We start from the raw sequence: 14662 nt of genomic DNA, 5'->3' as shown, positions 1-14662 counted from the left end.
AAACTCCCAAATAACGTTTTCCCCATCTATTTATTATCTACTGATATCTTCACTCTTTTAACCTGCCAAGAAACATTCTCTCAGCAAATAACTCATCCACAAATCAGAGCCATAAAAAAAGGCGCCGTAGCGCCTCTTTAAGCGTTTTTTTGCCTGACCTTAGAGTACCAGACCCGCAATAGAGGCGGACAGTACACTGACCAATGTAGAGCCGTACAGCAGTTTCAAACCAAAGCGAGAAACGACGTTACCTTGATGCTCATTCAGCCCTTTAATCGCCCCGGCAACAATACCGATAGACGAGAAGTTAGCGAATGAAACCAGGAAGACGGACAGAATACCGACACTGCGTGGTGACAATTCTGATGCGACTTTCTGCAAGTCCATCATCGCGACAAATTCGTTAGAAACCAGTTTGGTTGCCATAATACCGCCGACTTGCAAGGCTTCATGAGTTGGTACACCCATGACCCAGGCAAATGGGAAGAAGACATAACCCAAGATACCCTGGAAGCTAATACCGAACAGCAGGCTGAACAAAGCATTCATTGCGGCAATTAATGCGATAAAACCAATCAGCATAGCTGCAACGATAATGGCGACTTTGAAACCGGCTAAGATGTATTCACCCAGCATTTCAAAGAAGCTTTGGCCTTCGTGTAGGTTGCTCAGTTGCAGCTCTTCCTCATCCTCCGCTTTATACGGGTTGATCAACGACAACACGATAAAGGTACTGAACATGTTGAGTACCAGCGCTGCAACCACGAATTTTGCGTCCAGCATCGACATATATGCGCCGACGATCGACATAGAAACTGTAGACATGGCGGTCGCAGCCATCGTGTACATCCGTTTCTCAGACATTTTGCCCAAAATGTCTTTATAAGCGATAAAGTTTTCAGATTGGCCTAAAATCAGTGAGCTGACAGCGTTGAATGATTCGAGCTTACCCATGCCGTTAACTTTGGACAGCAAAGTACCAATTATTCGAATGACTACTGGTAACACTTTGATATATTGCAGAATACCAATAAGAGCAGAAATAAAGACGATAGGACACAGCACTCTTAAGAAGAAGAACGCGAGGCCTTTATCACCCATATTGCCGAAAACAAAATCAGTACCGGTAGCGGCGAATCCGAGTAATTTATCGAATAAACCGGCGAATCCTTTCACAAAACCCAGTCCAACTTCCGAATGCAGGAAGAAGTACGCCAATAACACTTCAATAACGAGCAATTGAATAACAAACCGAATGCGGATGCTCTTACGATCTTTACAGATCGCCAGCGCTAATATGGCCACCACGACTAAGGCCAACGCAAACTGCAGAATATGGGACATGTGTGCTCCAAATTTGAGGCAGGCTAGATTTCGGTGGACATTTTATGTAACGGGTACATTAAAAACGAGATGTAGGCAGCAAATATAGAAAGTCACTTTCATAAATGCAAACAAATTAGCGGGCTTGATCACAAAAAACCACATGTTAATAATTTGCTTCTCGAGTAGTGTAATTATGTTATTTTCGATAATGGTAGTGATTGGGTCTAAAGTTCGCGATGCGTTATGTAATGATTATTCGGAATAAGCTATCAGAGAGATAAGTTTTATCGCTACAAATGCGCTTGATAATTATTATCATTTAACTAATATTAGCGCTAGAGAGTAGCCATAAATTTTCCGAGGGTAATACTGATATGCTAAATAGCCGTGCTGTCGATACGCCCCGTACATCAAGGAGGATAAAGCTTTCCCTGATGGGGCCTGCTTTTATCGCAGCGATTGGCTACATTGATCCCGGTAACTTCGCCACCAATATTCAGGCTGGGGCCTCATTCGGCTATACCTTGCTGTGGGTGGTGGTGTGGGCCAATTTTATGGCGATGTTGATCCAACTGCTGTCAGCCAAACTCGGCATTGCTACGGGCAAGAATTTGGCTGAGCACATCCGTGATAGGTTCCCTCGTCCTGCGGTTTGGGCGTATTGGGTGCAGGCAGAGATTATCGCGATGGCGACCGATCTGGCTGAATTTATCGGTGCCGCCATTGGTTTTAAGTTGCTGTTGGGCGTGACTCTTTTGGAGGGCGCGATACTGACCGGCATTGCGACTTTCCTCATTCTTATGTTGCAAAATCGTGGGCAAAAGCCGCTCGAACGGGTTATTGGTGGCCTGTTACTGTTTGTCGCGGCGGCTTATATTGTCGAATTGGTGTTCTCTCGGCCCGAAATTGCCGCGTTGGGCCGCGGGATGCTTATCCCCGATTTACCAAACAGTGATGCGGTATTCTTAGCCGCAGGGGTGCTGGGGGCCACCATTATGCCGCACGTTATTTATCTGCATTCGTCGTTAACGCAAACAGCAAATGAAAACTCTAAAGCAGATCGTTATGCCTCAACCAAACTGGATGTGGCGATAGCCATGACGATTGCCGGGTTTGTTAATCTGGCAATGATGGCAACGGCAGCGGCGGCTTTCACTTCAACGGTTATGGCAGTATTGCAGAAATTGAGCAGGCTTATCTGACACTGCAACCGTTACTGGGTAATTCAGCAGCGACTATTTTTGGTTTGAGTCTGGTGGCCGCAGGGTTGTCATCTACGGTGGTAGGTACCCTGGCAGGGCAGGTTGTGATGCAAGGTTTTGTGCGCTTTTATATCCCCATTTGGGTACGTCGTACAATAACGATGCTGCCTTCCTTTGTCGTTATTCTGATGGGGATGGATGCGACGCGAATATTGGTGATGAGTCAGGTACTACTGAGTTTTGGGATTGCACTGGCTTTGGTGCCACTGCTGGTCTTCACCGGCAATAAAGAATTGATGGGGGATATGGTTAACTCGAAACTGATTCAGGGTTTGGGGAAACTGATCGTGGTGGTGGTGATCGGATTGAATGCTTATCTCTTGATTAGCCTGCTTTAATCCAGCGTCTGTCAGGCGGATACCTCATAAGCTATCCGCCCTGTCTATTAGTTAGTCAGTTAGTTAGTCATCGTGATGGCCGTGCCCATGTCCTTTTCCGTGCTTATGCTTATCACCATATCGGTTATCGTGCTTATCGTATTTCCAGTAACGTCCTTCACGGTAATAGTAGTTCTTTTTCCACCAATTCTTGCCTTGCCAGCGGTGGCCATCCCAGTAATGTCCATGACGGTTGCGGTCGCCTAAATCCCGCCCTTGATGGTTCTGCCACCATTGGCGGTCACGCCAGTCATAGCCATCCCAATAATTTCCTCCCCTGTCTTGTTCACCAATTTGTAATGAAACGCTGGGTAATAACTCAATACTTTCAGCATTAGCCATTGGAATGAGGGGTAACCAGGCTAATATCGTTACCAATAATAGGGGTTTTAATGCTATTGGTTTAAAAACACCGATTCTCGGCGTAAAATCACCCACTTTTAACATGATTTATCCTTACCCAGTCATTATTGGCTATGGTGTTATCTTAAACAGTGGGTGAGCAATTGAGGCTAGGATAAAACTGTAAAATAGTTAATTAGGATTTATCCGTTTCAGTGATTAAACCCAATAAGGGTACTTCGTGTACCCTATTGATGGTAATGAAATGAATTATAACAAGATATTTTCGATAATCTTGATTTCTTCATCACTGAAATCAGTCTTGGCTAACATGCCAACAGCATCATCAATTTGGCTGATTTTACTGGCCCCAATCAGGGCTGATGTCACTCGCCCGCCGCGTAATACCCAAGCCAGAGACATTTGTGACAGCTTTTGCCCACGCTTTCGTGCCAGTTCATTCAGTTGCCGTACTTTACGCAATTTCTCTGCGGTAAGTTGTTCTGGATTAAGGAATTTACTGTCACTGGCGGCGCGTGAATCCTGTGGAATTCCCGCCAGATAGCGATCGGTCAATAAACCGCCCGCCAGAGGTGAAAAGGCAATCGAACCCACCCCATATTGATCCAGCGTATCTTGCAGCTCTGTTTCAATCCAGCGTTCAAACATTGAGTATTTAGGTTGATGAATCAAGCAGGGCGTACCCAGTGCGTTTAGTATTTCACATGCTTGCTGTGCCTGCTCTGCCGGGTAATTCGATAAGCCGATATAGAGCGCTTTGCCCTGGCGTACCAACAGACCCAACGCCGCCATCGTTTCCTCCAGCGGGGTATGAGGGTCGGGGCGATGATGGTAGAAAATGTCGACATAATCCAGCCCCAGCCGTTGCAGGCTTTGATTGAGGCTGGCAACCAAATACTTTTTCGAACCCCAATCACCATAAGGGCCGGGCCACATGGTATAGCCTGCTTTCGAAGAAATTATCAGTTCATCACGATAGGGGCGCAGGTCTTGTTGCAGAATTCGGCCAAAATTCAACTCGGCAGCGCCGGGAGGGGGGCCATAGTTATTGGCTAAATCAAAATGGGTGATGCCATGATCGAACGCACGGTGAATCAGGTTACGGCTGTTTTCATACAGTGTGCTGTCACCAAAGTTGTGCCAGAGGCCCAGTGAGATAGCCGGAAGTTTTAATCCACTGCGACCACAACGATGATATTCCATCTCTTGATAGCGGGAGGGCGATGCTTGATAGACCATGATGACCCTTATTGGCGAGTGTCAATAACGCTTCTACTGTATGCGTTTTCACTCTCCATGCAAGATAGCGGGATCACAGTATTATCCCCCTAAATTAGCGCACGGTTTATGGAACCAACGTACGCGTCAGGAAATAGTGACAATATTAGCCAATTAGATATTTATAAAACATTAGATATATTGATTAACTGTTCAATACTTAATGAAATATAACCCTAATTAAGGCTGGTGTAATTATGAGCGGCAGCTACAAAGTGGCAGATTACCTACTGGATCGCTTGGCACAGGTGGGCATTCGCCATTTATTTGGTGTTCCGGGCGATTTCAACCTCCAGTTTTTAGACAGTGTTATTAGTCATCCGGTTATTCAATGGATGGGGTGTGCTAATGAACTTAATGCATCTTATGCCGCCGATGGTTATGCCCGAGTCATGCCTGCGGCAGCCTTGCTGACCACCGCGGGGGTTGGGGAGTTAAGTGCGATTAATGGTATTGCAGGTAGCTTCGCAGAATACCTTCCGGTAGTGCATATTATTGGGACTCCAGCATTACGCTCACAGAAAGCCGGTGAGCTACTGCACCATTCGTTGGGCGACGGTGATTTCAGTCATTTTTCGCGTATGGCAAAAGAAGTCACCTGCGCGCAAACCAGCTTAACTGCAGATAATGCAGCGGCGGAGATTGACCGCTTACTGGCGGCGGCGTTGAGTCAGCGTCGGCCTGTTTATCTGCAACTCCCCAGTGATGTCGCTGAGGCTGCGGTATCTGCCCCATCGGGTGTGCTGGCGCTTGCTCAACCGATGCTGTCACTGACATCACTTCAGGCGTTTATCGAGGCTGCGCGAGTAAAATTACAATCAGCTCATCGAGTTGCGCTATTGGCCGATTTTCTTGCTAGTAGGTTTGGCGCACAACAACCCTTGCAACTGTTACTGGCGGAGGTGGATATTCCGCATTCGACACTGATGATGGGAAAAGGATTATTAGATGAGACACATCCAATGTTTATCGGTACTTACGCGGGGGCTGCCAGTGATGCGTTCGTCAAAGAATATATTGAGGAAGCTGATGTTCTAATCACCGTCGGGGTATGGTTTGTTGATACCATTACCGCAGGATTTAGCCAGAATATTCTTCGGGATAAAGGTATTGATATTCAACCGGAGCAGGTGCGGATTGGGAACACTATTTTCAGTCAGATCCCAATGGCGGCAGCGGTCAGCGCCTTGCATCAGTTGGGTAAAGCCTTGCAAAGCGAATGGCAACAACCGCGGGTCACGCGCCTCCTGCCCGTATCCTTGCCTGATAATCCGCTTAATCAGCACGCATTTTGGTATCACATTCAGCATTTTCTGCGTGCAGGCGATATTGTTATTACTGATCAGGGGACTTCAAGCTTTGGGGCTGCAACATTAAGTTTACCTGCTGATTGTATCTTTATTAGCCAGTCTTTATGGGGTTCGATTGGTTTTAGTTTGCCTGCGGCCTATGGTGTACAGGCCGCGTTGCCTGAACGCCGGGTCATATTGATCGTGGGTGACGGTGCTGCTCAACTGACGATACAAGAACTGGGATCTTTGTTGCGCGATGGGTTAAAACCGGTGATTTTCCTATTGAATAATCAAGGCTATACGGTAGAACGGGCTATTCATGGGCCACAGCAGCCTTATAACGATATTGCCGTATGGGATTGGAGCCAAATACCGCGGGTATTCGGCATGAGGAACGCTATCTTAACACGCAGCGTCACTGAGGTTGATCAACTGCAACAAGTACTGGAACAGCTTGAAGAGTGTGATCAACTGGCCTTTATCGAGGTGGTGCTGCCGCCAATGGATGTCCCTGAGTTATTGGCTAATGTGGCAAAATCGATTCAGGCACGCAATGCAGCAATCTAAATTTAGCTGATATTGTTATTTCCACCGGTCAATTGATCCAACAGCCAATAGCCTGCCGGCCCCGGCGGGCTTTTTTTCGACCAAACGGCATCAATCGAAATCATTCTCGGCCAATCCGATACTGGCAGTGCGACCAATTTTTGATGCCCGAACTGTTCTACCAACCAGCGAGGCAAAATAGCCCAACCAAAACCTTGCTCCGCCATTTCCAGTAACATTAAGTAGCTCGGTGCAGACCAGATAAGGCCTCTTGATTGATTACGCTCAGTTCGGTTATAGGTATTCAGGCACAATTGTCGGGTGGTTGCCAGTTGCTCGGCGTGTACTCGTGGCAAATTTGTCAGCGGGTGATGACGCAATACGAATATCGCCATTTCAGTCTGCGCCGGTAAACGGCTGGCCGCAATATCAGGCGGATAGTGATGTTGGACTTCCACCACGCCGATATTGGCGCGCCGAAGCTGTAAAAGGTCGATAACATCATTATCTTCGGCGATCAGGCATTCAAATTCGATATCCGGGTATCGCTGTTCAAAACGACGCAGCAGGCTTTCATGGTGTGTCGGCTGATAAGTATCGGACAATACGAACGTCAGCCGCGTTTCAACCTGGCCGGCCAGACGGATGGAGAGATTATCCAAACGCTCGCTGGCAGCCAATATCTCTTGCACATGAGCCAGCACCCGGCGGCCGTTATCGGTTAACACCGGTTGACGGGCCTGCCGGTCAAACAGCGTCAAACCAAGGTCTGCTTCCAGATTGGCAATAGCCGTACTGATAGTTGACTGACTTTTACGCAGTTTGCGAGCTGCTGCTGAAAAAGAGCCAAGTGCGGCAGATTCGACAAATGCGACCAATGCTTCAGGGGAATAATGCATGATGTATCTATTTAATCGATGGGTTCTATTTTTAATCTATCTTAAAAAGCGATGATAATCACCTTCGACAATCTGTTATCAGTTAATTTAAGTGGGTGTTTTATGCAAGTTCATCACAGATCTTTCTTTGAGCGAGTTATCCATGCTATTGGTTTTGAAGCCATTGCTGTCGCTATTTGTGCACCTGTTGGCGCATGGCTGCTGGATCGTTCAATGCTGCAAATGGGGACTTTGGCGGTGATCCTCTCTTCGGTGGCGATGTTGTGGAATATTGTATACAACAGCCTGTTCGACCGCTTCTGGCCCGTCAGTCGGGTCGCGAAAACATTGCGGGTGCGGGTATTTCATGCATTAGGTTTTGAAGGCGGGTTTATTCTGATTGGTTTACCCATCGCGGCATTGGCCTTGGGTATTTCGTTGTTACAAGCATTTATGTTAGAGATTGGTTTCTTCCTGTTCTTCCTACCCTATACTCTGCTTTATAACTGGGCCTATGACAGCCTGCGTATGCGAATTATTCATGCTCGTCAGCCTGTGGCACTGAAACCTGCATCTGAAAACGGGCGCAGTTCACGCTAAGTATTTACCGGTTATTCACCTTTAGCCGCAGAGAACAGCGCGGCTGAAACGTTTTTATGTGACTGTCTTCACAAAGCGAAAGGGTTTAGTGCATTGGGATTGTTGTTTCTCTGGTGTGATTTTACAGTGGATATCGTTGACGTTAAGTATCGCTGTAATGGAGAAGTTTCTGATGACGACCTATGCCCTGGTGGGCGACGTTGGTGGCACGAATGCCCGTTTAGCGCTTTGCGCTGTAGCAACGGGCGAAATATCACAAGCAAAGATATATTCAGGATTGGAATACGACACACTGGAAGATGCAATCAAGCAATATCTGTCTGAGCACCCGGTTAATGTTGCGGATGCCTGTATTGCTATTGCCTGCCCGATTACCGGAGATTGGGTGGCGATGACTAACCATAGCTGGGCATTTTCTATTGCGGCCATGCAGCAAAGCTTGGGGCTGAATCATCTGGAAGTGATCAACGACTTCACTGCGGTATCGATGGCTATTCCTGTGTTGTCGGCGCACGACGTTCTGCAATTTGGTGGCACTGAACCCAAACCGGGCAAACCGGTGGCGGTATACGGCGCTGGTACTGGGCTGGGAGTGGCCCATTTAGTCAATGTGGCGCGTCGTTGGATAAGTTTGCCGGGAGAGGGCGGGCATGTGGATTTTGCGCCAAACAGTGAAGAGGAAGACCGAATTCTGGCGGTGCTGCGTAAAGAGCTAGGGCATGTCTCGGCTGAGCGGGTGTTATCCGGGCCGGGGCTGGTGAATTTATATCGTGCGATCGTGATTTCTGATGAGCGGCTGCCGGAGAATCTGGCACCGAAAGATATTACCGACCGTGCATTGGCGGATAATTGTACTGATTGCCGCCGCGCTTTATCGCTATTTTGCGTTGTTATGGGGCGTTTTGGTGGCAATTTAGCGCTTAATCTCAGCACGTTCGGCGGTGTTTATATCGCAGGCGGTATCGTGCCTCGCTTTATGGAATTCTTTAAAGCATCGGGTTTCCGTAGTGCTTTTGAAGATAAAGGTCGTTTCAAAGATTTCCTGCAAGATATTCCGGTCTATATGATCACTCATCAGCAACCAGGGTTACTGGGTGCAGGAGCCTACTTGCGTCAAAAGCTAGGGCATGAATTATAAGCTTTTTGTTCGCAACGGGAGAAACAAGAAAGCAGAGCCAAGGCTCTGCTTTTTGACTTAATAACATCACCCATTACGCATGGCTATTAGCCGTCACGCCCGCCGCAGCAGTTGGTGTGTTTTCAGCCTCAGTAGCAGCATCTTTTGGTGGTTTGATGATAAAGGTCAGAAGCAGAGAAAGCACTGACAGCACGGTGATGACGATAAAGGTGGCGTGATACCCGCCCAAGCGTGCGGCGATAAACGACCCTGCCAGCGCGCCCAGGCCGAATCCCTGATAGATAACACCGTAGTTCTTACTGTGATTTTTTAAACCAAAGAAATCGCCAACAATCGCTGGGAACACGGTGATATTGCCACCAAAACAGAAGGCAATGGCACCGACACACAGGAAGAATAGCGCGTGAGTCAGCGGCACAAAGGTCAATACTGATACCGCTAACGTAGTGACCAGCAAGGTAAAGCTGATTACGCGCAGGCGGCCCACTTTATCAGACAGCGCGCCAAGGATGATGCGCCCGGCGGTGTTGAAGATAGCAATAGCGGAAACGGTATTGGCTGCGGTGGCAAGATCCATTCCAGCCAGTTCTACGCCTAAGTCTTTCACGATACCAATCAGATACAAACCACCCATACATGCGGTGAAGAAGATCATAAACAGGAAGTAGGACTCTTTCACTGCCAACATCTCTTTGACACTGAAATCACGACCCGTTCCGGCAGGTTGCAGGCTATTTGCAACCTGTGGTGCGGCCACTTTTTCCCGTAACAGGAATGAACCGGCTCCCACCAGAGCCATCACAATAAGGCCCCAATAGAAGAACGCCAGCGATACGCCCTGATTGGCAATCAAACTGGTATTCACATATTTGAATAACAGGCTGCCAGTACCAAATGCCCCGACAGAAATACCAGAAATCAGCCCCTTACGTTCCGGGAACCATTTAATGAGATTCGACAACGTGGTGATGTAGGCTGTGCCATCAGCAAAACCAACCACAAAACCGGCCAACAGATAAATCATGCCCAGTGAGGTGGCAAAGGCGCTGGCAATCAGCCCCAAGCCAAGAATGATGCCAGAAATTAGCGTCAGTTTGCGGATACCGATACGCTCTTGCAGGCGGCCGGCAAATAAGGTGGCGAAGGCCAAAGAGAAGCTGGTGATGGAAAACGTGGTCGCAACGGCCCCGAGTGACCAACCGAATTGTTCCCCCAGAGGTTGGTTAAATAGGCTCCAAGTATAGATAGTGCCCAATCCCATCTGAACAATGATGGTACCCACAACAATTAGCCAACGATTAACCGGTTTACTGCTCATGCCGGACTCCTTAAACATCAACACAATGTGGCCCGAATAGTGGCTATTGATGACAATAGCGTCGGATGCCTAAAAATTACGTGCTGATAAATCACCGGAGATATTGCTGTGACGTGTTATCAGCCCGCCCAATGAAACCAGTATACGGGCGGGCTAACCAGGATAGATCAAAACGGGAATGAGCTGCATTGCAGCAGGAATGAAATGCCTCTAAAGGCGCATCAACTGCCTGAACTCTTTTATCTTGCTACGACTGACGGGGACTTCAAAATCCAAATCGCTGAGCCGTAAAATATAGGTGTTGTTAAACCACGGCACGATTTCACGGATTTTGGATAAGTTGACACAATAGGAGCGGTGGCAGCGGAAAAAGTATTCATCCGGTAAGCGGCTACAAAACTCGGTAATATTCATCGGCATGATAAATTCGGCTCGCCGGGTATAGACCAACGTCACTTTTTCTTGTGCTGCGGCATAATAAATATCATTGATATCCGTTACGATAATACGCTCATCTTTCATCAAATTGATGGTATGGGCGGCAGGACGGTGGCTGGCGTTATTATTCGCTTCACCCTTCTGGTTGTCACGCCGATGCAGTGCTTCCAGTTTTTGTAACATGGTGACGATACGTGATTCGTGATAAGGCTTCAAAATATAGTCAAATGCTTCAATTTCAAAAGCTTCGACCGCGTGCTCTTTGTAAGCAGTGATAAAGATAATATAAGGTTTATGGGTGAATTTACTGATGTTCTGCGCTAACAATACACCATCCAGCGAAGGGATATTGATATCGAGGAAGATAGCATCGACCTGATGGTTTTGCAGATATTTAAGGACATCCAACCCATCTTCAAAAGTTGCTTCAATCGTCATGCCGCTGTGCTGGCGAATAAGGTAACTTAGCTCTTCCTGAGCCAGAAACTCATCTTCAACAATAATTACTTTCACGGATTAAACTCCGGCTGAAATACGCGGTTCTGCATGGAGCTTGCCACCATTTTTACTGATATAAAAAGAGATCTCAGTTCCGGGTTCCATACGACGTATCTGTAAGCCCGTACCATATAATAATTGCACCCGGTGATGAACATTCAGTAAACCGATCTTATTGCCCGGCATCTCATTATTTGCCACGCTATCTATGGTTTCCTGATTAATTCCATTACCCGTATCTTTTACCGAAATTTTTATTTGATCGTCGTGGTCTTTCACCGCAATCACCACGACACCTTTACCGCGGCAGGGCTGAATACCGTGTACGATAGCGTTTTCCACCAAGGGCTGAATCAGCAGACTGGGGATCTTCAGCGAGATATCGTCGTCAATATCGTAAATCACGGTCAACTTGCTGCCAAAACGGGCCTGCTCAATGGCGATATAGTCCTGAATCTGATGTAGCTCTTTACGAATATCAATCTGCTCATCATTCAATTCCAAGTTGTAGCGTAAATAGCGCGATAAATTAATAATTAGCTGACGTGCGGTATCTGGATTAATGCGAATTGATGACGAGATAGCATTTAAGGCATTAAACAGAAAATGTGGATTTATTTTGCTTTGCAGCGCTCGCATTTCCGCTTTATTGGCCATTTCACGCAATTGTTCAATGCGCGAGACTTCCATTTGCGTTGAAATAATTTGCGATAGCCCCACAGCCATCACTTTCAAAGAATAAGTGATTTTATGGGCATGGCAGTAATAGATTTTTAGCGAGCCGGTTACTTCACCTTTCTCCCATAATGGGATAATGATCATCGAGTGAATCTGCGGGGTGCGATTCATTTCATCGTTGTTACGAATGGTTATTTTACCACGCTGAATACTCTTTTTGGTGATATCACTGATGATTTCATGACCGATATTATACTTTTCAGCGCCGACACCAACGTAAGCCAGAATATTTTGTGTATTGGTGATGGAGACGGCGTCAGCTTTAATATCGTTGCAAATAATCTCACATACGCTACGTAATGATTCGCCGTTGATATTACGAAAATAGGGCAGGGTTTTATTAGCAATATCCAGCGCCAGTTTTGCTTGCCGCGCCGCAATGCCTTCTTTTTCATCCTCGACACTTTGCACCAGCAGCACAATCAGCCCTATACAAACCGCACCTAAAATCATTGGAATCGCGATTTTAGACACAATATCAATGCCTAATGCTGTCGGTTTGGCCCAAAGTACCACCAATAGCATGGTGAGTGATTCACAAATCATGCCCGCCAGAATACCCATACTCCAGCGCCGCTCTTTCTTTACTTTTAGGTTGATATAACCGGACATCAGGCCAGCAATAATACTGGTTATTAAACAAGGGATTGATATTATACCATCTATATCAATAAGATAACGGTGGGAGCCAGCAATAATACCGGTAATAATCCCCACCCACGGGCCGAATAAAATCCCGCCCGACATCACCGCAATAACCCGAACGTTAACCAGAGAGCCTTCGACGTTAATCCCGGAATAGGTACCGAAAATAGCGAACAACGAGAAAATAGCTGTCACGGCAGCCAGTTCCAGCGGCGTGTGCTTCTCTTTTTGCAACAACTGACGGAACAGGTGGGTGCGGGTCAGGAAGAACAGGCAAATTAACATCAGTGCGGCGCGATCAAATACCGCCAGTAACATTTCAAATATTTGGTGCACGCGATTTTCTCTTGGCGATCGCCTTGACGTTTACACTGGGATCAATGGGAACCCTGTGCGAATAAGCGACTAACTAATTTATTCGGTTAACTATAAGGAAAATGGTGGCTGGCGGCTACTTTATCCGTGCGATTTGTCTGATGACGGGCGTGGATATCTGCCGTAGCGGAGGCTCCGGCAGTGTGGAAAGGTGTGATACGATTATTCGGCCATGCCCAGTTGTTGTTTACCGGTGGCCGTCAGGTTGTTGACTGTCGCTTTGCCGCTAAAATCAACTTCAAAATCATCGGCTGCAAAGTCTGGTGGGGAACGGGCGTCAAGAAAACTGGCAAGCTGGCGCGGCAGGTAAGCGGCATTTTTTTCACACCACGGTGCTGCGGCGATATACATCACGTTGCTATCAAACTCACCGTTATGTTCATTTTCCACGGAATGAATTACGTCGCAGTGCCAGAACACGGTGTCACCGGCCTCCAAATCAGGAATAGGGGAAATAGCTTCGAGTAAAAGAGGATGCCACTGTTCGGTGGCTGATAGCGCACGGCCCGGTGCCGCACCGCACAAATCATCATCAGCCACATCATCTTGCAAGGCGCGCAGCAGGATGTAAGCCATTGCATTAGCAATCGGAATGACATTTAGCGTACCCGCATGGGTGCGTTGTGGTGTCAATGCTGTCCAGCCTTGGAAGGTACGGAACATTGAACATACCGCCGGCGACGGGAACTCACGCACTTCTGGCCGGCCATCAGCGGCAAATGGGTCATATTTCTGCCACTCGCCGGAGAAAACATGGCGGTAGACATGACGAAAGTTTTCATCCAACCAGCGCTCAATCGATCCGCCATCGACATGCGGTGACAGGCCAAGTGATGACGATTTGGGTGGGCGGCGACGGGTACGATCAGCATAAGCCACCACGCGGTTAGGATCAAAATGTTGCTTGCCGTTGCTCTCGGTTTGCCACAAATTATTTAAGAATACCTGCACCGCATTCATGCGTTTATCCTGACGAGCCTCGACTTGTGGTGTCGACCAATAAATCCCGTAAATCTGTGGTTTACTGGCAGCCAGCGTGCCGAAGTAATTGTCTTCAGCGGCATTTTTCAGGCGCTCAACAAAGTTATTGCGATCCAGATAATCCCCGATTTCACGGTTCCAGGCCGCCGCTTTTCGGTTGGGAATACCCCGAGGATGGCACAGCAGCCTCGCTGTCTTATTTGTGCTTTTTGTTCCTCTGTCACTTTGCCATTGATAATATCATCGGCGTGAATACGCGGAACCGGGTTCTCACCCCGCGACAGGCTGCGGCGGATCTCCGCGACTTGCTGGCGAATATTATTTTCCACCGACTGGAAAACCTGCTGATAATCAGGCAGTTCCTGACGTAACTGTTGCTTCACCGCTTTGATTGCTGCGGGAATATCGTCTATGTGTAATGAAGCCATAATGCTGATTCTCCGATAGCTGTAGGGTTGAGGGCTGTCGTAAAAGTGAAGCTTTGCTGACCATTTGTGTGTTTTTTGTTATCTTGAAGTGAACATTATTTAGCTAAAATAGAGAACAATAAAGGGATGAGGTTAGGTGAAAATTTCCTCTTTAATTTCAATTCTTCTATTTATCACCAAC

10 protein-coding genes and 2 pseudogenes are annotated in these 14662 nt (G+C 47.3%); 4 read left to right on the top strand and 8 right to left on the bottom strand.

The features are described from left to right. Positions 1 to 159: 159 nt before the first annotated feature. Positions 160 to 1344 (bottom strand): NupC/NupG family nucleoside CNT transporter, encoded by a 1185-nt coding sequence (locus tag YALDO0001_RS12975; protein WP_004703856.1) that lies wholly within the window; start codon positions 1342 to 1344, stop codon positions 160 to 162. A gap of 356 nt (positions 1345 to 1700) precedes the next feature. On the opposite strand from YALDO0001_RS12975, the pseudogene YALDO0001_RS12970 reads away from it, so the two are divergent. Then, positions 1701 to 2926, top strand: a pseudogene (locus YALDO0001_RS12970) (Nramp family divalent metal transporter). 63 nt (positions 2927 to 2989) lie between these two features. Here YALDO0001_RS12970 and YALDO0001_RS12965 read toward each other — a convergent pair. Together YALDO0001_RS12965 and YALDO0001_RS12960 are read right to left on the bottom strand one after the other, a co-directional pair. Further along, positions 2990 to 3412 (bottom strand): DUF2502 domain-containing protein, encoded by a 423-nt coding sequence (locus tag YALDO0001_RS12965; protein ID WP_072078103.1) that lies wholly within the window; start codon positions 3410 to 3412, stop codon positions 2990 to 2992. Positions 3413 to 3577: 165 nt separating this feature from the next. Then, positions 3578 to 4567 (bottom strand): aldo/keto reductase, encoded by a 990-nt coding sequence (locus YALDO0001_RS12960; protein ID WP_004703851.1) that lies wholly within the window; start codon positions 4565 to 4567, stop codon positions 3578 to 3580. A gap of 236 nt (positions 4568 to 4803) precedes the next feature. On the opposite strand from YALDO0001_RS12960, the gene YALDO0001_RS12955 reads away from it, so the two are divergent. Beyond that, positions 4804 to 6465 carry an alpha-keto acid decarboxylase family protein gene (locus YALDO0001_RS12955; protein WP_004703850.1) on the top strand — a complete coding sequence of 554 codons (1662 nt, stop codon included), beginning with the start codon at positions 4804 to 4806 and terminating at the stop codon, positions 6463 to 6465. A 2-nt stretch (positions 6466 to 6467) separates the two neighbouring features. Here the strand turns inward: YALDO0001_RS12955 and YALDO0001_RS12950 are convergent, their stop codons facing one another. Next, positions 6468 to 7343 (bottom strand): LysR family transcriptional regulator, encoded by an 876-nt coding sequence (locus tag YALDO0001_RS12950; RefSeq protein WP_004703849.1) that lies wholly within the window; start codon positions 7341 to 7343, stop codon positions 6468 to 6470. Positions 7344 to 7445: 102 nt separating this feature from the next. Here YALDO0001_RS12950 and YALDO0001_RS12945 point away from each other — a divergent pair, with 102 nt between their 5' ends. Continuing rightward, positions 7446 to 7922: a multidrug/biocide efflux PACE transporter gene (locus YALDO0001_RS12945; protein WP_042840018.1), complete on the top strand. Its 477-nt coding sequence runs from the start codon at positions 7446 to 7448 to the stop codon at positions 7920 to 7922. Positions 7923 to 8094: 172 nt separating this feature from the next. Beyond that, positions 8095 to 9060: a glucokinase gene (gene glk, locus YALDO0001_RS12940; protein WP_042840017.1), complete on the top strand. Its 966-nt coding sequence runs from the start codon at positions 8095 to 8097 to the stop codon at positions 9058 to 9060. A gap of 73 nt (positions 9061 to 9133) precedes the next feature. Here the strand turns inward: glk and YALDO0001_RS12935 are convergent, their stop codons facing one another. The 4 genes and pseudogenes from YALDO0001_RS12935 to YALDO0001_RS12920 all read right to left on the bottom strand — a co-directional run bounded on the left by YALDO0001_RS12935 (position 9134) and on the right by YALDO0001_RS12920 (position 14481). After that, positions 9134 to 10378, bottom strand: a complete 1245-nt coding sequence (locus YALDO0001_RS12935; RefSeq protein ID WP_042840015.1) for an L-lactate MFS transporter — start codon at positions 10376 to 10378, stop codon at positions 9134 to 9136. 210 nt (positions 10379 to 10588) lie between these two features. Continuing rightward, complete coding sequence (locus tag YALDO0001_RS12930; protein WP_004703845.1) at positions 10589 to 11329, bottom strand: LytR/AlgR family response regulator transcription factor; 741 nt, start codon at positions 11327 to 11329, stop codon at positions 10589 to 10591. Between the two features lie 3 nt (positions 11330 to 11332). Next, positions 11333 to 13033 carry a sensor histidine kinase gene (locus tag YALDO0001_RS12925; protein ID WP_004703844.1) on the bottom strand — a complete coding sequence of 567 codons (1701 nt, stop codon included), beginning with the start codon at positions 13031 to 13033 and terminating at the stop codon, positions 11333 to 11335. Positions 13034 to 13234: 201 nt separating this feature from the next. Further along, positions 13235 to 14481: pseudogene (locus YALDO0001_RS12920) on the bottom strand (DUF1479 domain-containing protein). Positions 14482 to 14662 lie beyond the last annotated feature (181 nt).

This window comes from Yersinia aldovae ATCC 35236 (assembly GCF_000173735.1).
Taxonomy (GTDB): Bacteria; Pseudomonadota; Gammaproteobacteria; order Enterobacterales; family Enterobacteriaceae; genus Yersinia; species Yersinia aldovae.
This window is presented reverse-complemented; position numbering and strand designations above follow the sequence as displayed.